We start from the raw sequence: 17,986 nt of genomic DNA, 5'->3' as shown, positions 1-17,986 counted from the left end.
TGCTCTGCATATGGAACTGCGTCACCTGCGCTACTTCGTGGCCGTCGCGGAGGAGTTGCACTTCGGTCGGGCTGCCGAACGGCTCCACATGGCCCAGCCTCCGCTCTCCCAACAGATCAAGCAGCTCGAGGCCGAGCTGGGCTTCGCGCTCTTCGAGCGGACGACGCGCCAGGTCGCCCTGACGCCGGCCGGCGAGCGCTACCTGGAGCGGACCCGGGCGGTCCTGCTTGCCGTCGACCAGGCAGGCGCGGAGGCCAAGCGCGTCTCGACCGGAGAGGTCGGCAGGGTCGCGCTGGGCTTCATCGGCTCGGCGACGTACTCGCTGTTGCCGGAGCTGGCCCGGGGGCTCCGGGACTCCTTCGCCGACATCGAGTTCGACTTCAAGGGCGAGATGCTGACGCCCGACCAGGAGGCGGCGCTGCGCGACGGCTCGATCGACGTCGCGATCCTGCGCACGCCGGTCACCGACGGCGCGCTCGAGGTCGAGGTGGTACGCCGCGAGTCTCTGGTGGTTGCGCTGCCTGTCGGCCATCGGCTGGCGGAGCAGGAGAGCGTCCGGGTCAAGGAACTGAAGGGCGAGCCCTTCATCAGCTACCCGTCCGAGCATCGCTCCGTCCTTCACGACGCGGTCCAGGCGCTCTGCAGGCGGGCCGGCTTCCGGCCCCGCAAGGTCGCGCAGGTCGCCGAGACCTCCACGATGGTCGTCTTCGTGGCTGCCGGCCTCGGGGTCGCGGTGCTGCCTGAGTCCGTGACGGCGCTGAGCCTGCCCGGCGTCGCCTTCCGGCCCGTGGCGGACCGGGTGACGGTCGACCTCGCGATCGGTTGGCATCCGGAGCGGCTCACCCCGGCCGCCGAGCTCGTCGTCGACCATCTGCGGGCCGTCTTCGGCGAGCGCGAGGGCTGAGCGGCGTCGCCATCGCCCGACGGTTCAGAAGAACCCGTCGCGATCCCCGGGGCGCACCCGCCTGCCTGCGGTGGCGAGGGTGGAGAGGTCCTCCTCGATGGCTGCGGCGATCTCCAACAGCTGGGGCACGACGCCGGTCTGGATCTGCTTGGTGCTGCTGCGCAGCCGGGTCGTCGAGTGCGAGAGTGCTGCGACGACCTCGCCCTGGACGTCGCGCACCGGCACCGCCGCAGCGAGGAACCCCTCCTCCAGCTCACTGTCGACGATCGCCCACCCGTCGATGCGCACCTGGTGCAGCAGGTCACGCAGCGCCACGGGGTCGGTCACGGTGCGCGGGGTGAGCTGGCGCAGCGGGACGGAGGCCAGGGCATGCTCCACTGCGCGCTCCTCTGCCCAGGCCAGGAGCACCCGGCCCATGGCGGTGGCGTGGGTCGGGAGCCGTGTGCCGATGTCCACGCTGGTGGCCATCACGCGGCGTACGTGCACGCGTCCGACGTAGATCACGTGGGGCCCGTCCAGCTGTCCCAGTGACGCGGACTCGTGTGTCAGCTCCGCCAGTCGCTGCAGGTGCGGTTGGGCGATCTCCACGATGCTGTGCGTGGCCGCGAAGTGCTGCCCGATGGTGAGCACCCGCGGGGTCAGCGTCCAGTGGCCCTGCTCGGGGCGCACGTACCCGAGGTGCTGCAGGGTGAGCAGGATCCGTCGTACGGCGGGGCGCGAGAGCCCGGTCCGCGCGGCCAGCTCGGCCGAGGTGGGTGTCGGCATCTCCTCGTCGAAGGCCAGGAGCACCGCGAAGCCCCGTTCGATGCTCTGCACCAGGTCGCGCTGGTTGATCTCATTCATATTCAGATCCGCTCAATCGGGCGTAATTGAGTATGGCGATTCCCGGCTGCTGCCCTTGACGGGCCGATGTGAGGTGGGCCACTGTCGATGTGAACGCACTGCGTGCACATTGTACGCACACCGTACCAGAAGAGGTGAGACGGATGGATCAGCGACTCCTGCGCGACGCCTTCGGCCAGTTCGCCACGGGCGTGACGGTGGTGACCTGCACGAACGCCGATGGTGAGCCGCACGGCGCGACGGTCAACGCCTTCACCGCCGTCTCCCTGGACCCGCCCTTGGCCCAGGTGACCCTCGGCAGGAGTTCACGGGCCTGCGAGTTCCTTGCCGACCGTGAGTTCGGGATCAACATCCTCGCCGCCGACCAGGTCGACGTCGCCTGGCACTTCGCGGGCCGTCCGGCCGCGGTCAGCCCCGCGTGGCTCGACGACGGTCCGGTACCGGTGCTCGCGGGTACGGCCGCGACCATCCGCTGCCGGCCGTGGCGTACCTACGACGGCGGAGACCACCTGATCGTGATCGGTGAGGTGGAGCAGGTGCGGATCGCCGGTGTCGACCCGCTGCTCTTCCACGCCGGTGCCTTCCGCCACCTCGGCACCGTCGAGAGCACCTGCCACTGGCACGGCTCGATCGACAACCCCGACCACGGCTGGTTCGACTCGACCGCCGCCTTCACCCCGCTCGCCGCCTCGGCGGCGTCCTGACCCCCATCCCATCCCCCGGAGGAACCGAGAAGATGACTGCTACCCAGGAACGAAAGACCAGCTCCGTCGAAGACGGCCCCAACGACGTCCGGCCGATGACCGGTGCGGAGTACATCGAGTCGCTGCGCGACGACCGCGAGATCTGGATCTACGGAGAGCGGGTCAAGGACGTCACCGAGCACCCGGCGTTCCGCAACCCGGTGCGGATGACCGCGCGGCTCTACGACTCGCTGCACGACGACGCCACGAAGGGCGTCATGACGGTGCCGACAGACACCGGCAACGGCGGTTTCACGCACCCGTTCTTCCGCGCCCCGCGCAGCAGTGCCGATCTGCTCGCCGACAAGGCCGCCATCGAGCACTGGGCGCGCCAGACCTGGGGCTGGATGGGACGCAGCCCCGACTACAAGGCCAGCTTCCTCGGCACCCTCGGCGGGAACACGGAGTTCTATCAGCCGTTCGAGGAGAACGCGAAGCGCTGGTACAAGGAGAGCCAGGAGCGGGTCCTCTACTGGAACCACGCCATCATCAACCCGCCGGTCGACCGCGACCTTCCGCCCGACGAGGCCGGTGAGGTCTTCATGCGCGTGGAGAAGGAGACCGACGCCGGGGTCATCGTCTCCGGCGCCAAGGTGGTCGCCACCGGATCCGCGATCACCAACTACAACTTCATCGCGCACTACGGCCTGCCGATCCGGAAGAAGGAGTACGCGATCGTCTGCACCGTGCCGATGGATGCGCCGGGTGTGAAGCTGATCTGCCGCCCGTCGTACACGATGCAGGCCGACGTGATGGGCAGCCCGTTCGACTACCCGCTGTCGAGCCGGATGGACGAGAACGACACCATCTTCGTCTTCGACAAGGTGCTGGTGCCCTGGGAGAACATCTTCGTCTACGGCGACGTCGAGAAGATCAACGGCTTCTTCCCGCAGTCCGGGTTCATCCCGCGGTTCACCTTCCACGGCTGCGTCCGGCTCTCCGTGAAGCTCGACTTCATCGCCGGCCTGTTGCTCAAGGCGCTCGAGGCGACCGGCAGCAAGGACTTCCGCGGCGTGCAGACGCGGGTCGGCGAGGTCATCGGCTGGCGCAACCTCTTCCGGGCGATCGCCGACGCGATGGCGATGAACCCCGATGAAGGCCCCAACGGCACGGTCCTGCCGAAGCTCGACTACGGCCTCATCTACCGGCTCTTCATGATCCAGGGCTACCCCCGCGTCAAGGAGATCATCCAGCAGGACGTCGCCTCGGGACTGATCTACCTGAACTCCAACGCGATCGACTTCAAGACGCCGGAGGTCCGTCCCTACCTCGACAAGTACGTGCGTGGCTCCAACGGCTACGACGCCGTCGACCGGGTCAAGGTGATGAAGGCGCTGTGGGACTCGGTCGGATCGGAGTTCGGAGGCCGCCACGAGCTGTACGAGCGCAACTACTCGGGCAACCACGAGAACGTGCGGGCCGAGATCCTCTTCGCGGCGGAGGCCCAGGGTCAGACCGACGCGATGAAGGGCTTCGCCGAGTCGATGATGGCCGAGTACGACCTGGACGGCTGGACCGTTCCTGACCTGGTCAACCCCGGCGACATCAGCCGGATCCTCAAGAAGTGACCCGACGCTGAGTACCCGGACCGGGCCGCGGCGTCGCTGCGGCCCGGTCCCTCGACCGGGAGGTCGCCATGCACACGCAGACATCCGTGCTCGCCCCGATGCGCGGGTGGGGTCAGCCCGCAGCCGGCCCGGCCGTAGTGACCGCGGGCGTCTTCGACGGCTTCCACCGCGGGCATGAGGCACTGGTACGCCGCGCTGTCGGCCATGCCTCCCGGCTCCGGCTCCCGACGGTGCTGGTCACCTTCGACCCGCATCCGTTGGCAGTGCTTGCTCCCGGGGCGGCGCCGCGTCAGCTGCTGTCGATCGCCGACCGCGTCGATCATGCGACCAGCCTGGGTGTCGATCGCGTGGTGGTGCTTCCCTTCACGGCGGAGCTCGCGGTGCAGCCGGCAGCCGGCTTCGTGGCTGACCTGGTCGACCACGTGCGGCCGGTCCGCCTGGTCGTCGGCTCGAACTTCCGCTGCGGCCGAGGTGGCGAGGGCGACGTCGCACGGCTGCGCGAGCTCGGCCGCGAGGCGGGATTCAGTGTCGAGGCAGTCGACCTGGTGGAGGCGCGCGGGCGCACCTGCTCCTCCACCGAGATCCGTCGCTGCCTCGCCGACGGCGACGTCACAACAGCCCGGGAGCTCCTCGGCCGCAACGACCCGCGACTGCTCGTCTCCACCTGATCGGGGATGCTCGAAGCATGAGCGACCGCGTGCTGCTCGACGTCGACGACGCCGAGGTCCATCCCTACCGTCTGCTGACCGCCCTGGTGGTCCCGCGGCCGATCGCCTGGATCTCGACGGTCTCTGCAGCTGGTGTCGGCAACCTCGCCCCGCATTCGTTCTTCACCGTGGTGAGCGCCAGCCCGCCGATGGTGCAGTTCACGTCCGTCGGCGCCAAGGACACCCTCCGCAACGTGCAGGAGACCGGCGAATTCGTCGTCAACGTGGCCGACCTGCCCGAGGTCGACCACGTGAACGCCAGCAGCGCCCGGTTCGCGCCCGAGGTCGACGAAGCAGAGCAGCTGGGCATCGCGATGGAGCCGTCGTACCGGGTGCGGCCGCCGCGCGTCGCGGAGTCGCCGGCGGCGATCGAGTGCCGGTTGCACCGGACCCTTCCCATCGGGGACTCCACCATCGTCATCGGCGAGGTGCGCTGCTTCGCGGTACGCCGCGACGTGCTCCTCGACGGGCATCCGACGATGGCGCGACTCCAGCCGCTCTCACGCCTCGGCCGCGACGAGTGGGGTCTGCCGCCCGAGGTGGTCCACCTCACGCGTCCGCGTTGACCGCCCCCTCCTGACCTACCCACCGAACGGGCTGCGGCACGGGCGCTTGCTCAGCCCTCTCGGTGGGGACGTCGGGCGCGGCACGGGCGACCAGTCGCTGGACGGCCGGATCCGCTCCCAGCGCCTGCCGAGCTCGGTGCAGACGCACCCGCGCCGTGCCGGGACGCACGCCGAGAGCCATCGCCAGCTCGGCCGGCGTCAGCCCCTCCCAGCCGACCAGTTGGAGCACCTCGCGGTCGGCTGGGCGCAGCCGGGCGAGCGCTGCGGCGACTTCGCCGGCCAGCCGTTCCTTCTCGGCCGACTCGGGCGTGGTGGGTTCGGCGTCCGCTCCCGCCGTGCCCGAGCCCACGCCCTCACCTGGCCAGAAGCGCCTGCTTCGCTGCTCCCGCTCGTGCGCCACAAGCAGCCGCCGAGCCACGCCGAAGAGCCAAGCCCGGCGGAAGACCGGTGCCGGCAGGTCGGACCGCCTTCGCCACGCCACGGCGTAGGTCTCGGCCACCAGGTCTTCGGCGTCGCTGCTGGTGCGGCGGCGTACGTAGGAGAAGAGGTCGGGGGCGGTCTGGCGATAGAGCTCCTCGAACTCCTCCGAGGTGATGCTGCGCGGCATGTCAGCGCTCGACGTGGCGCAGCCGGTCGAGGTGCTTCAGCATCTCCTGGACCTCTGGGTCGTCGAGGTTGCCCGGTCGAGCGACCGTCGTGGACCGTTGCAGCGCCCGGTCGCTCGACGGGTGCTGGGACTGCCTGGCCTCTCGCTTCTCGTGGAAGATCGGCCATGAGGCATCGGGCAGGTCGGGCACCAGCGACGCGTCGCATCCACTGCCGTTGTCGACCAGAGCCTTCGCGACCGCACGCTGGTCCCGGCCCTCGACCGCTGTGCTCAACACGTCGAGGTAGGCGTATTCGTCGCTGCCGTCCGCGCGGAACAAGGCGTCCGCGACGGTGATCGCGGGCCAGGTGTCGGCCGACTGGATCTGCTTGATCGCCGCATTCCGCGCGGGCTCGTCGCCGCTCCGGGTCGACACCGCCCACTGATTCGCCCAGGCGCAGACCGCGTCGGCCGCGATCCACGAGCGCACCGCGCCGGTCGACACCAGGACTCTCTCGCTCCCGGGTGTGGTCGCCAGCGACTTGACCTGCCAGTCCAGCGAGGCCTGTCGCGCCTCGTCACTGGGGAACGGCACGTCGGCGGACTCTGCCGCGAAGACCTCGCGAAGGTCCGGTGCCGAGGTGTCGAGCCGCTCGCCGGCGCCGCCGAGGCGGAGATCCTCCTCGTCGACCGGGCCCGCGCCGGTCCGGGCGGTGTTGAGGTCGGCGACCGCGATCCCGGAGAACCCGGTCACTGCCACGGCAGCCGCCACGCCGACCAGGATCCGACCGCGCCGCGCCCGCGGGCGGGTGGGAGTCGCCGCGGCGTCGATCCGGTTCCAGGTCCGGTCGACCTCCGCCTGCGTCGGCTCCGGCAGGTCGGGCGCCGAGCGGGCAAGCAGGGCATCGTGCTCGTCGCTCCATGAAGGGGTGGGCATGGGTTCCTCCAGCAGGGTCGGTCCAGTCTCACCTCTACCTGTTGCCGCGTTACAGAACCGTGCCGGGTGCACGAACCGCACGTGTCGACTCCCGGCGCTTCCGCGGCCGGTGCGCTGGGTGCGGCGGTGCGCGGCAGCGTCGCCCGGCTTCGGCCTGCGCGCGAGCCGGTGGACAATGGCGGTCATGGTCGACGACACCGGGATCGATGAGGACGGAGTCCCCCGCTGCCCCTGGGCCGGCCCTCCGGGCACCATGCGCACCTACCACGACACCGAGTGGGGGATGCCGATCCACGGCGAGAGCGCGCTCTTCGAGCGCCTCACCCTCGAGGCCTTCCAGTCGGGGCTCTCCTGGCGGGTGATCCTCGACAAGCGCGACGGCTTCCGTCGCGCCTTCGCCGACTTCGACGCCGAGCAGGTCGCCGAGTTCGACCCGCCGCGGTGCGACGCGCTCATGCAGGACGCCTCGATCGTCCGCAACCGACGCAAGATCGAGGCCTGTGTCGTCAACGCCCGGGCGATCCTCGAGCTGCGTGAGCGCGGAGGGCTGGAGGCGTTGGTGCACTCCTTCCGCCCGGCCCGCACCGCGGTGCCCCGCACGCCGGAGGAGGCGCCGACCGTCTCGCCCGAGAGCACAGCCCTGAGCAAGGAGCTGAAGCGACGGGGGTTCGCCTTCGTCGGGCCGACCACCATGCATGCGCTCATGGAGGCCATCGGCCTGGTCGACAACCACCTCGCCAGCTGTCACCGGCGCGGAGCGAGCGGGCTCTGGACCGCGGAGGGGGAGCCGTGCTGAACGGGATCATGTGGCTGCTGGTCTTCCAGTTCGTGGGCGAGCTCCTCGCGCGCGGGCTCGACCTGCCGGTGCCCGGCCCGGTCATCGGCATGCTGCTGCTCTTCATCGCGCTCCAGGTCCGCCGCCCGCCCGAGCAGGCCGGGGTCCTCCGCGGCTCCGATCGGCTGCTGCGGCACCTGCAGCTGCTCTTCGTGCCTCCCGCTGTCGGCGTGATCACCTACGGTGCCGTGCTCCGCGAGGACTGGCTGCCGATCACCGGCGGCCTGCTGCTCTCCTGGCTGGCCGGGCTGGCGGTCACCGGCCTGCTGGTCACCCTGATGCTGCGCCTGCGCAACCGCGGGGCCGGGCCGGTGGGGGAGCAGCCGTCGTGAGCGACGTGCAGGACCTGCTGCGCACGTCGCCGCTGACTGGCGTGCTGCTCACGTTGGTGGGCTACCGGATCGGCCTGGAGGTCAAGCGCTGGTCGGGCAACCACCCGCTGGCGCAGCCGGTGTTGATCGCGGTGCTCGTGATCGGGCCGCTGCTGTGGCTGCTCGACCTCGACTACGAGGAGTACCTCAACGGAGGGGCGATCATCGCCTTCTTCCTCGGGCCTGCCACCGTCGCTCTCGCCGTACCGCTCTATCGGCAGGCGCACCACCTGCGCGAGCTGCTGGTGCCGATGCTGGTGGCGCTGCCGATCGGCACCTTGGTTTCGGTGGTCAGCGGCATGGTGCTGGTGCGGGCGCTCGGCGGCGACCGGGCGCTGGAGCTGACGATGGCACCGAAGTCTGCGACCACGCCGATCGCCATCCAGATCACCGACCAGGTAGGGGGTATCCCCTCACTGGTCGCCGCCTTCACCATCGCGGCCGGGATCATCGGTGCCATCTGCGCCCCTGCCGTCATGGATCTGCTCGGCATCCGCGACCGCCGGGCACGTGGTTTGGCGATGGGCGCGGTCTCCCACGGGGTCGGAACCTCCCGCTCGCTCCATGACAACCCCACCGAAGGTGCCTTCTCCGGCCTCTCGATGGGACTCACCGCGCTCGCCACCAGCCTCGTCGTGCCGTTGGTCGTTCACTTCCTGCGGTAGCCCCCGAGTGCGCGCAAATCCCCCGCCGAGTGCGCGCAAATGACGCGCCGAGTGCGCGCAATTCCCTCGCCGAGTGCGCGCAAATGACGCGTTGAGGACGCGCGTACGGCGGATCGGGGGTTCGCGCCAGGCTTCAGTCGACTCTGAGACGACCGTCCTACCGAGCGGTAGCCTTCGGGCCATGAGTCGCATCCATGCGTTCGCCGACGACGCCCTCGGTGACCACGACGCCGTTGCCCTGACCGAGATGATCGCCCGTGGCGAGGTCTCCGCGCCCGAGCTCGTCGAGGCGGCGATCACCCGGATCGACCAGGTCGATCCCGCCCTCGGCGCGGTCGCCTATCGGGACTGGGACCGGGCCCGGCGGGAGGCCAAGCGTCCGCTCCCCGGCTTCTTCTCCGGCGTACCGACCCTGGTCAAGGACAACTCCGATGTCGCGGGGATGCCCTCACGGCACGGCTGCGACGCCTTCGTCGCCGGCCCGGCCCGGCAGGACGGCGACTTCGCCGCGATGTACCGACGCACCGGCCTGCTGGTGATGGGCAAGAGCCAGCTCTCCGAGTTCGGCTTCAGCGCCTCGGCCGAGCACCCGCGTCTGGGGCCGGTGCGCAACCCGTGGGACACCGAGCGTACCGCCGGCGCGTCCTCCTCTGGTGCTGCGGCGCTGGTCGCCGCGGGGGCACTGCCGATCGCTCACGCCAACGACGGTGGCGGGTCGATCCGGATCCCGGCATCGGTCAACGGTCTGGTCGGCTTCAAGCCCACGCGCAACCGGATCGCCCAGGACAAGATGACCCGCGACATGCCTGTGCGCATCGTCGCCGACGGCGTCGTGACCCGCTCCGTGCGCGACACGGCCGCCTTCCTGCGTGAGGCGGAGAAGGTGCACCGCAACCTGAAGCTGGCTCCTGTCGGTGACATCCAGCGCCCCGGGCGACGCCGGCTCAAGGTGGCGTTGGTCACCACTTCGGTCGGCCGCTCCGCCTCGCCCGAGGTGGCCGAGCTGACCCGGGCGACCGGACGCCTCCTGGAGCAGCTCGGACACCATGTCGAGGAGGTTGAGCCGCCGGTGCCGGCGTACTTCCCGGCGGACTTCCAACTCTACTGGTCGCTGCTCGCCTCCTTCATGGTGCTCAACGGCAAGCGGACTTTCAACGGCACCTGGGACCGGAGCAGGCTCGACAACCTGACGCTGGGGCTCTTCAGGCACTTCAAGAAGAACGTGCACCGACTGCCGCTGGCGACGACGCGCCTGGCCGCCTCCGGCGCCGTCTCCCAGCGGTTCTTCGCCGGGTACGACGTGGTGCTCACCCCGACGCTCGCTCACGAGACGCCGCGGATCGGCCACCTCGACCCGACCCAGGAGTTCGAGGTGATCATGGACCGTCTGCTCGACTGGGTCGCCTTCACGCCGCTGCAGAACGCGACCGGCGATCCGGCGATCTCGCTGCCCTTGGCGGCGACTGCCAACGGCCTCCCGCAGGGCATGATGTTCGGGGCCGCTCGGGGGCAGGAAGCGACCCTTCTGGAGCTTGCTTTCGAGCTCGAGGAGGCCCGCCCGTTCGCCCGAATTCAGGGGGTCGTGAACGCCTGAGACCCTCGATTTTGGTGGGGGAGGATGTCTGTGTAGTGTTCTCTCTCGCTTGCCCCTTTAGCTCAGTCGGCAGAGCGTCTCCATGGTAAGGAGAAGGTCTACGGTTCGATTCCGTAAAGGGGCTCTGGGTTGGGGCCCGGCCGGTTCACGCCGGTCGGGCACCCCGTCCCGGTGGCGGGGTAGCTCAGGTGGTTAGAGCACACGACTCATAATCGTGGTGTCGCGGGTTCGAGTCCCGCCCTCGCTACTCAGTACGACGCAACGCACCGAACCAGGTGCACAACCTGTGGAGAAGGATTCCCGTGGCCAGCAAGAGCTCTGACGTTCGCCCGAAGATCACGCTTGCGTGCGTCGACTGCAAGGAGCGGAACTACATCACCAAGAAGAACCGGCGGAACGACCCCGACCGGCTCGAGCTGAAGAAGTTCTGCCCGCGTTGCCGCACCCACACGGCGCACCGCGAGACCCGCTGAGGCTCCGCGCCCAGCACTTCGAGATCTGACGATCGAGGGCGACACCCCCGCCGGGGGTGTCGCCCTCGACGCCATTTCCCGGGAACGCCGCGAGCCCGACGCCCGGATCTCGAGTGTGCGATGCGTCGACGAGGGTGAGCGCGGGCGTTGGTAGCGTTCCCGTCATGCCGATCGACGCCACCCTGGTAGGCCGGAAGTTCCCGCCCACCGCGCCGTACGAGGTCACGCAGGTCAAGGTGCGGGAGTTCGCCGAAGCGATCGGCGCGACGCCCGCGGACGGAGTGGTGCCGCCGACGTTCCCGATCGTCGTCGCCTTCGCCGCGATGAACGACTTCCTCGCCGAGGTCGAGGCTGACCTCTTCCGGATCGTCCACGGCGAGCAGCGGTTCGCGTACGAGCGCCCCGTCCGGATCGGCGACGTGCTCAGCGCCACGCTAGTCGTCGACTCGCTGCGGCAGATCGGCGGCAACGACATCCTCGGCACCACGAGCCTGATCACCGCTGCCGACGGCTCGGTGGTGTGCCGCACCAAGTCCACGCTGATCCACCGGGCGGAGGCCTGATGACCGAGCTCGCCGCCCAACAGTTCACCGTGACCCGTGCCGACCTGGTCCGCTACGCGGGCGCCAGCGGCGACTTCAACCCCATCCACTGGTCCGAGCGGGTGGCCACCTCGGTCGGCCTGCCGGGCGTGATCGCGCACGGGATGCTCACCCTGGCGCTGGCCGCCCGGGCGGTCGAGGAGTGGGCCGGTGGCGCCGACCGGATCGTCGAGTTCGGCGCCAAGTTCACCAAGCCGGTCGTCGTCCCCGACGACGACCGGGGCGTCGTGGTGGAGGTGACCGGCAGCGTCTCCGCCGAGGACGACGACCGGCGCACCATCGCCGTCAAGGTCACCTGCGAGGGCGTCGGCGTGCTCGGCGCCATGAAGGCGGTCGTGCGTGCCTGACGGCGGCATCCGTCTGGCGGAGCTCACCACGCTCCGTGTGGGAGGCGCGGCCGCTCGCTTCGTACGCGCCACGACCGCTGCGGAGCTGGTGGCTGCGGTCTCCGACGCCGACGCCGCACAGGAGCCGGTGCTCCTCGTCGGCGGCGGCAGCAACCTGCTGGTCGCTGACGACGGCTTCGCCGGCGTGGTGGTGCAGATCGCCTCCGACGGCCTGGAGGTAGCCGACGACGGAGACAGCGTGCTGGTCACCGTGCAGGCGGGTATGGCCTGGGACGACTTGGTCGCGCGGGCCGTGGCAGCGGGGTGGAGCGGCATCGAGGCGCTCTCCGGGATCCCCGGCTCGGTTGGCGCCACGCCGATCCAGAACGTGGGCGCGTACGGCCAGGAGGTTGCCACGACGATCGACGAGGTCGAGGTCTGGGACCGCCGCCTGCGCGGTGTACGCCGCTTCGCCGGTCGCGAGTGCTCCTTCGGCTATCGGCACAGTCGGTTCAAGGCCGATCCCAGCCGGTTCGTGGTGCTCGCCGTGACCTTCCGGCTGGTCGTGGAGCCGCTGGGACAGCCGGTCCGCTACGCGGAGCTGGGGCGCCGACTCGGGGTGGAGCCGGGGGAGCGGGCGCCGCTGGCCGCCGTGCGGGCCGCGGTCCTGGCCCTGCGCGCGGGCAAGGGCATGGTCCTCGACCCCGCCGACCACGACACCTGGAGTGCCGGCTCCTTCTTCACCAACCCGGTGCTCGACAGCGCAGCCGCGGCCCGGCTCCCTGAGGACGCGCCGCGCTATGACCAGCCCGACGGCACGGTGAAGACCAGCGCTGCTTGGCTGATCGAGCACGCCGGCTTCGGCAAGGGCTTCGCGCTGACGCCGGCGGCCCCGGCCAGCCTCTCCACCAAGCACACCCTGGCGCTGACCAACCGCGGCGCCGCTCGGGCGAGCGACCTCCTGGCTCTCGCCCGGCAGGTCCGTGACGGCGTCGAGACGCGCTTCGGCGTACGGCTGGTCAACGAGCCGGTGCTCGTCAACTGCTCCCTCTGACCGATCGTCCCTAACAGATTCGTGGTCAAAACGGGAAACGACCACGAATCTGTTAGGGACGATCCAGGTCGGTGGGGGAGGTGAGCCAGGCGTCGATGTCGGCGAGGGCGCGGGCGATGACGTCGGAGGGGGCGCGCGAGGCCCGGAAGGACATCCGGGCGAGCTCCGCGAGCTGGGCGTCGGAGAGTTCGTGAGCGGCGCGCATGGTGGCGTACTGGCCCTCCAGGCGGGAGCCGAAGAGGAGCGGGTCGTCGGCGCCCAGGGCGACGGTGGCCCCCGCGTCGAGAAGCTGTGGCAACGGCACGGAAGTGAGGTCGGAGTAGACACCGAGGGCGACGTTGGAGACCGGGCAGACCTCGAGGGCGACGCCCGTGGAGACGATCCGCTCGAGAAGTGCCGGGTCCTCCGCGGAACGCACCCCGTGCCCGAGGCGCTGCGCATGCAGATGGTCGAGGCAGAGCCGGACATGATCGGGGCCGCGCAGCTCGCCGCCGTGCGGCGCCAGCATCAGGCCGGCCCGCTCGGCGATGGCGAAGGCATGGGCGAAGTCCGCGGTCGCGCCCCGGCGCTCGTCGTTGGAGAGCCCGAAGCCGACCACGCCGCGACCGGCGTACTGGGCGGCCAGGCGGGCCAGGATGCGTGCGTCGAGGGGATGCCGGGTCCGGTTGGCCGCGATCACCACAGCCATGCCCAGTCCGGTGCGCTCGGAGGCGTCCCGGACGCAGTCGAGCACGAGGTCCGTGAAGGCGGTGATGCCGCCGAAGAGATGCGCGTAGCCGCTGGGGTCGACCTGGATCTCCAGCCAGCGCCCGCCTTCTCGCACATCGTCCTCGGCCGCTTCCAGGACGAGGCGCCGCACGTCCTCGGGCGTGCGCAGCACCGAGCGCGCCACGTCGTACAGGCGCTGGAACCGGAACCAGCCCTTCTCGTCGGCCGCCGAGAGCTGCGGTGGCCACTCCTCGACCAACGCCTCCGGCAGGTGTACGCCGTCGCGCTGGGCCAGCTCGACCAGGGTCGCGTGCCGCATCGACCCAGTGAAGTGCAGGTGCAGGTGCGCCTTCGGGAGGCTGGCGAGGTCGCGCGCCGGCAACGTCATGCCGCCGTTCAGCCGGCGAGCTTCTCCGCGGCCGCCAGCAGCACGCAGGTCGCCACGGCCTCCATCGCCTCGGTCACCGCGTCGGGTGCCGGGAAGGTGGGTGCGAGGCGGATGTTGCGGTCGCGTGGGTCGTCGCCGTGGGGGAAGGAGGAGCCGGCTGGGGTGAGCGCGATGCCCGCCTCCTTGGCGAGCTGAACCACCCGCGAAGCGGTGCCGTCGAGCACGTCGAGGCTGACGAAGTAGCCACCGCTGGGCCGGGTCCACTCCGCCACGCCGAGACCGCCCAGCCGGGAGTCCAGCACCCGCTCCACCTCGGCGAACTTCGGCGCGATGATGGCGCGGTGCTTCTGCATGTGGTCACGCACACCCTGCGCGCTGCCGAAGAACTGGGAGTGCCGCAGCTGGTTGAGCTTGTCGGGACCGATCGCGCCCTTGCCGAGGTGGCCGACGTACCAGCGCACGGTCTCCACGGAGCCGGCCAGGAAGGCGACGCCGGCACCGGCGTAAGTGATCTTCGAGGTCGAGGCGAACATGATCGGCCGGTGCGGGTGGCCCGCCTCGGCCGCAAGGGTGAGGATGTCGGCGCTCTTCGCCTCGTCCTCGGTGAGGTGGTGGAACGCATAGGCGTTGTCCCACAGGATCTTGAAGTCCGGCGCGGCCGTCTTCATGCTCGCCAGGCGTCGGGCGACCTCGTCGGAGACGATCGAGCCGCTCGGGTTGGCGTAGGTGGGCACCACCCACATGCCCTTGAAGCTGGGGTCGTCGGCGACGAGCGCCTCGACGGCGTCGACGTCGGGACCGTCGTCGTTCATCGGCACGGTCACCATCTCGATGCCGAACCACTCCAGCAGCGTGAAGTGCCGGTCATAGCCGGGCACCGGGCAGACGAAGCGGACCTTCTGCTCCTTGCCCCACGGGCGCTCTCCATCGACGGCTCCCTTGAGCCAGAGGTCGACGAGCACCTCGCGCATCATCACCAGGCTCGAGTTGCCTCCGGCGACGACCTGCTCGGGCTCGATCCACAGCAGGTCGGCGAACATCGCCCGGAGCTCCGCGATGCCCTCCAGGCCGCCGTAGTTGCGGACGTCGACCCCGGCCTTGTCCTTCGTGCCGGTCGGCAACGCGAGCAGCGCGTCGGAGAGGTCGAGCTGCGACGGTGCAGGCTTGCCGCGCGTGAGGTCGAGCGAGAGGTTGCGACCCTGCAGGTCGGCGTAGGCGCCACGCTGCTCGTCGCGGAAGGCGGCGAGCTCTGCGGGGGATCGGTCGGCCAGGGGCATGGTGTTCTGGGGCGCGCTCACGGGCACCATGGTTCCACGCGGCGTACTCGCGATGCCACGTGGTTCCGAGTGTCGACCACGCAGGTACGGCGTAGCCCCGGTCCGACGCCCCTCTCCAGTCTCATTTGGACTCACCCTTGGGCTTGCGCATAGACTCCTTCCTTGGTGTCTCTCGCCAGGATCGGTCACGCCCTCAACGGGTGTCAGCGGTCGGAGACATCGGAGGGCACTAGCTCAACTGGCAGAGCATCGGTCTCCAAAACCGAAGGTTGGGGGTTCAAGTCCCTCGTGCCCTGCAAGAGAAGTCGGAGTTGCTCCGGTTCGCTGAGGCGGTCCGGGCAGCCATGGGAAGTCAGCGGAAGGTGGAGGACGTGGCCAAGAGCGACGCGGAGCGTGGGTCGTCGGACAAGACCCAGCGCACCGGCCCGGTCACCTTCACGAAGCAGTCGGTGGCGGAGCTGCGCAAGGTCGTCTGGCCGACGCAGGAGCAGCTGATCACCTACTTCATCGTGGTGATGGTCTTCGTGATCGTCCTCATGGCGTTCGTGTCGCTGCTCGACCTCGGGCTCGGCAAGCTGGTCTTCCAGATCTTCGGCGACGCCGGCACCCAGTAGGCGTCCGCCGCACCCGTGGCCCCAGGGCCACAGTGACAATTCATCAACCATGACGGAGCAACACGTGTCGGACCAGTACGACGAAGCAGCAGCTGACGAGGCGCTCGAGCAGGGCGTCGACCCTGTTGCCGCGGACGCTGACCTCGACGCCGAGGAGTCGGTGTCCGAGGAGACCGCCGAGGTCGTCGAGGGCGCGGAAGCCGACGAGGCAGACGACGCCGCCGAGGAGTCCGAGATCGCCGAGCAGGCCGTGACGGACCCGCTTGAGGCGTGGCGCAACGAGCTTTGGGCGAAGCCCGGCGACTGGTACGTCATCCACACCTACTCCGGCATGGAGAAGCGGGTGAAGGCGAACCTCGAGAACCGCGTGATCTCGCTCAACATGGAGGACTACATCCACGAGGTCGTGGTCCCCACCGAGGATGTCGCGGAGATCAAGAACGGTCAGCGCAAGACCGTCAACCGCACCCGCTTCCCGGGCTACGTGCTGGTCCGCATGGACCTCACCGACGAGTCCTGGGCCGCCGTCCGGCACACGCCGTCGGTCACCGGCTTCGTGGGCAACGCCCACCAGCCGATGCCGCTGAGCCTGGCCGAGGTGGAGAACTGGCTCGCCCCGACCATCGAGGCCGAGGTGGAGACCGAGGTCGCCGCTGCGGGTGGCGAGGCGACGTCCGCGCAGCCCGCGCGCAAGCCGATCGAGGTCGCGGACTTCGACGTCTCCGACTCCGTGATGGTGGTCGACGGTCCGTTCGCCACGCTGCACGCGACGATCACCGAGATCAACGCGGAGGCACAGAGGGTCAAGGCCCTCGTCGAGATCTTCGGCCGGGAGACCCCGGTCGAGCTGAGCTTCAACCAGATCCAGCGGGTCTGAGGCTCACCAGCAACACACAGGTGGCAGAGGGCCGCGACCGGCTCTCGACACGACCACGAAACCGCAAGTCAAAAGGACGCGATTAGACAATGCCTCCCAAGAAGAAGATCGCTGCCCTGGTCAAGGTGCAGCTGCAGGCTGGCTCCGCCACGCCGGCGCCGCCGGTGGGTACCGCTCTCGGTCCCCACGGTGTGAACATCATGGACTTCTGCAAGGCCTACAACGCCCAGACGGAGTCCATGCGTGGCAACGTGATCCCGGTCGAGATCACCATCTACGAGGACCGCAGCTTCACCTTCATCACCAAGACGCCTCCGGCGGCTGAGCTGATCAAGAAGGCTGCTGGCCTGAGCAAGGGCTCGAGCGTCCCCAACAAGGACAAGGTCGCCAAGCTGACCAAGGACCAGGTGCGCGAGATCGCCCAGACCAAGCTCCCGGACCTCAACGCCAACGACATCGACGCCGCGATGAAGATCGTCGAGGGCACCGCCCGCTCGATGGGCGTGACGACCGACTGATTCCGCCTCGCCGGAGTCCGTCCTCACGCACAGCCTGAAATCCGTGGCAGAGCCGCGCTGGCTCGTCGACCACATCTTCCGAAAGTAGGAACAACCCATGCAGCGCAGCAAGACCTACCGCGCGGCCGCCGAGACCTTCGACAAGAACGAGGTCTACGCACCGCTCGCCGCGATCAAGATCGCGAAGAACTCCAGCAAGAAGAAGTTCGACGAGACCGTCGACGTGGTCATGCGCCTCGGCGTCGACCCCCGCAAGGCCGACCAGATGGTGCGCGGCACCGTCAACCTCCCGCACGGCACCGGCAAGACCGCTCGGGTCCTGGTGTTCGCCAACGCCGACAAGGCGGAGGCGGCTCGTGAGGCCGGCGCCGACTTCGTCGGTGGCGACGAGCTCATCGAGAAGGTCAACGGCGGCTGGCTGGACTTCGACGCCGTCGTGGCCACGCCCGACATGATGGGCAAGGTCGGCCGCCTCGGTCGCGTCCTCGGCCCCCGCTCGCTGATGCCGAACCCGAAGACCGGCACCGTCACCCCCGACGTGGCCAAGGCCGTCGCCGACATCAAGGGCGGCAAGATCGAGTTCCGCGTCGACCGCCACGCCAACCTGCACTTCATCATCGGCAAGGCGTCCTTCACCGAGGCCCAGCTCGCGGAGAACTACGCCGCGGCGCTGGAGGAGGTGCTTCGTCTGAAGCCGGCCAGCTCCAAGGGCCGCTACATCAAGAAGATCACCGTCTCCACCACGATGGGCCCCGGCATCCTCATCGACCCCAACCGCACGCGCAACGTTGCGGGTGAGGACGAGGCCTGAGCCTCTCGCGTCTCACGAA

The 17,986-nt window shown here is 69.6% G+C and carries 22 protein-coding genes and 3 tRNA genes; 20 read left to right on the top strand and 5 right to left on the bottom strand.

Going from position 1 to position 17,986, the window contains the following annotated elements; translation table 11 throughout:
* Positions 1-10 precede the first annotated feature (10 nt).
* Complete coding sequence (locus tag DNK54_RS09785) at positions 11-904, top strand: LysR substrate-binding domain-containing protein (protein ID WP_110206769.1); 894 nt, start codon at positions 11-13, stop codon at positions 902-904.
* 24 nt (positions 905-928) lie between these two features.
* Here the strand turns inward: DNK54_RS09785 and DNK54_RS09780 are convergent, their stop codons facing one another.
* A complete protein-coding gene (locus DNK54_RS09780) occupies positions 929-1,747 on the bottom strand; it encodes an IclR family transcriptional regulator domain-containing protein (RefSeq protein WP_110206768.1) in 819 nt (272 codons plus the stop codon).
* Between the two features lie 143 nt (positions 1,748-1,890).
* Here DNK54_RS09780 and DNK54_RS09775 point away from each other — a divergent pair, with 143 nt between their 5' ends.
* From DNK54_RS09775 to DNK54_RS09760, 4 genes are all read left to right on the top strand, one after another.
* On the top strand, positions 1,891-2,451 hold the full coding sequence (locus DNK54_RS09775; RefSeq protein ID WP_110206767.1) for a flavin reductase family protein: 561 nt from the start codon (positions 1,891-1,893) through the stop codon (positions 2,449-2,451).
* 32 nt (positions 2,452-2,483) lie between these two features.
* Positions 2,484-4,058, top strand: coding sequence for a 4-hydroxyphenylacetate 3-hydroxylase family protein (locus DNK54_RS09770; RefSeq protein WP_110206766.1), 1,575 nt, complete (start codon positions 2,484-2,486; stop codon positions 4,056-4,058).
* 68 nt (positions 4,059-4,126) lie between these two features.
* Complete coding sequence (locus tag DNK54_RS09765) at positions 4,127-4,726, top strand: FAD synthetase family protein (RefSeq protein ID WP_110206765.1); 600 nt, start codon at positions 4,127-4,129, stop codon at positions 4,724-4,726.
* Between the two features lie 17 nt (positions 4,727-4,743).
* Positions 4,744-5,331 carry a flavin reductase family protein gene (locus DNK54_RS09760; protein WP_110206764.1) on the top strand — a complete coding sequence of 196 codons (588 nt, stop codon included), beginning with the start codon at positions 4,744-4,746 and terminating at the stop codon, positions 5,329-5,331.
* On the opposite strand, the gene DNK54_RS09755 is transcribed toward DNK54_RS09760, so the two are convergent.
* Together DNK54_RS09755 and DNK54_RS09750 are read right to left on the bottom strand one after the other, a co-directional pair.
* On the bottom strand, positions 5,315-5,938 hold the full coding sequence (locus DNK54_RS09755) for an RNA polymerase sigma factor (RefSeq protein ID WP_110206763.1): 624 nt from the start codon (positions 5,936-5,938) through the stop codon (positions 5,315-5,317). The two genes, DNK54_RS09760 and DNK54_RS09755, sit on opposite strands and share 17 nt — an antisense overlap.
* A 1-nt stretch (position 5,939) precedes the next feature.
* Entirely contained in the window at positions 5,940-6,854 is a 915-nt protein-coding gene (locus tag DNK54_RS09750) for a hypothetical protein (RefSeq protein WP_110206762.1), read from the bottom strand.
* A 184-nt stretch (positions 6,855-7,038) separates the two neighbouring features.
* Here DNK54_RS09750 and DNK54_RS09745 point away from each other — a divergent pair, with 184 nt between their 5' ends.
* From DNK54_RS09745 to DNK54_RS09700, 10 genes are all read left to right on the top strand, one after another.
* Entirely contained in the window at positions 7,039-7,650 is a 612-nt protein-coding gene (locus tag DNK54_RS09745; RefSeq protein WP_110207046.1) for a DNA-3-methyladenine glycosylase I, read from the top strand.
* The gene (locus tag DNK54_RS09740) at positions 7,644-8,021 is read left to right on the top strand and encodes a CidA/LrgA family protein (RefSeq protein WP_204164498.1); all 378 of its coding nucleotides are present in this window, start codon (positions 7,644-7,646) and stop codon (positions 8,019-8,021) included. The genes DNK54_RS09745 and DNK54_RS09740 overlap by 7 nt, the downstream gene beginning before the upstream one ends.
* Entirely contained in the window at positions 8,018-8,725 is a 708-nt protein-coding gene (locus tag DNK54_RS09735) for an LrgB family protein (protein ID WP_204164497.1), read from the top strand. Before DNK54_RS09740 ends, DNK54_RS09735 begins: the two co-directional genes overlap by 4 nt.
* A gap of 181 nt (positions 8,726-8,906) precedes the next feature.
* Positions 8,907-10,319 (top strand): amidase, encoded by a 1,413-nt coding sequence (locus DNK54_RS09730; RefSeq protein WP_110206761.1) that lies wholly within the window; start codon positions 8,907-8,909, stop codon positions 10,317-10,319.
* A 51-nt stretch (positions 10,320-10,370) separates the two neighbouring features.
* A tRNA-Thr gene (locus DNK54_RS09725) sits at positions 10,371-10,443 on the top strand.
* Positions 10,444-10,492: 49 nt separating this feature from the next.
* A tRNA-Met gene (locus DNK54_RS09720) sits at positions 10,493-10,566 on the top strand.
* A 55-nt stretch (positions 10,567-10,621) separates the two neighbouring features.
* The gene (gene rpmG, locus DNK54_RS09715) at positions 10,622-10,792 is read left to right on the top strand and encodes a 50S ribosomal protein L33 (RefSeq protein ID WP_110206760.1); all 171 of its coding nucleotides are present in this window, start codon (positions 10,622-10,624) and stop codon (positions 10,790-10,792) included.
* Between the two features lie 164 nt (positions 10,793-10,956).
* Entirely contained in the window at positions 10,957-11,355 is a 399-nt protein-coding gene (locus tag DNK54_RS09710) for an FAS1-like dehydratase domain-containing protein (protein WP_110206759.1), read from the top strand.
* Complete coding sequence (locus tag DNK54_RS09705; RefSeq protein WP_110206758.1) at positions 11,355-11,741, top strand: MaoC/PaaZ C-terminal domain-containing protein; 387 nt, start codon at positions 11,355-11,357, stop codon at positions 11,739-11,741. Before DNK54_RS09710 ends, DNK54_RS09705 begins: the two co-directional genes overlap by 1 nt.
* Positions 11,734-12,774 (top strand): UDP-N-acetylmuramate dehydrogenase, encoded by a 1,041-nt coding sequence (locus tag DNK54_RS09700; RefSeq protein ID WP_239460016.1) that lies wholly within the window; start codon positions 11,734-11,736, stop codon positions 12,772-12,774. Before DNK54_RS09705 ends, DNK54_RS09700 begins: the two co-directional genes overlap by 8 nt.
* Before the next feature lie 52 nt (positions 12,775-12,826).
* Here DNK54_RS09700 and DNK54_RS09695 read toward each other — a convergent pair whose 3' ends face one another.
* Positions 12,827-13,870 (bottom strand): adenosine deaminase, encoded by a 1,044-nt coding sequence (locus DNK54_RS09695; RefSeq protein WP_110206757.1) that lies wholly within the window; start codon positions 13,868-13,870, stop codon positions 12,827-12,829.
* Positions 13,871-13,878: 8 nt separating this feature from the next.
* Positions 13,879-15,147 (bottom strand): aspartate aminotransferase type Ic, encoded by a 1,269-nt coding sequence (locus DNK54_RS09690; RefSeq protein WP_204164528.1) that lies wholly within the window; start codon positions 15,145-15,147, stop codon positions 13,879-13,881.
* Between the two features lie 223 nt (positions 15,148-15,370).
* Between DNK54_RS09690 and DNK54_RS09685 the strand changes: the two genes are divergently transcribed.
* The 5 genes from DNK54_RS09685 (at position 15,371) to rplA (ending at position 17,967) form a co-directional block, all read left to right on the top strand.
* A tRNA-Trp gene (locus DNK54_RS09685) sits at positions 15,371-15,443 on the top strand.
* A gap of 48 nt (positions 15,444-15,491) precedes the next feature.
* A complete protein-coding gene (gene secE, locus DNK54_RS09680; protein WP_204164496.1) occupies positions 15,492-15,761 on the top strand; it encodes a preprotein translocase subunit SecE in 270 nt (89 codons plus the stop codon).
* Between the two features lie 49 nt (positions 15,762-15,810).
* Complete coding sequence (nusG, locus tag DNK54_RS09675; RefSeq protein WP_110206755.1) at positions 15,811-16,638, top strand: transcription termination/antitermination protein NusG; 828 nt, start codon at positions 15,811-15,813, stop codon at positions 16,636-16,638.
* Between the two features lie 89 nt (positions 16,639-16,727).
* Complete coding sequence (gene rplK / locus DNK54_RS09670; protein ID WP_110206754.1) at positions 16,728-17,156, top strand: 50S ribosomal protein L11; 429 nt, start codon at positions 16,728-16,730, stop codon at positions 17,154-17,156.
* Positions 17,157-17,253: 97 nt separating this feature from the next.
* Positions 17,254-17,967, top strand: coding sequence for a 50S ribosomal protein L1 (rplA, locus tag DNK54_RS09665; RefSeq protein ID WP_110206753.1), 714 nt, complete (start codon positions 17,254-17,256; stop codon positions 17,965-17,967).
* Positions 17,968-17,986: the final 19 nt, after the last annotated feature.

This window comes from Nocardioides daejeonensis (genome assembly GCF_003194585.1).
GTDB lineage: Bacteria > Actinomycetota > Actinomycetes > Propionibacteriales > Nocardioidaceae > Nocardioides > Nocardioides daejeonensis.
Note: the sequence above shows the minus strand (reverse complement) of the source record. Positions and strands in the feature narration are given on the sequence as shown.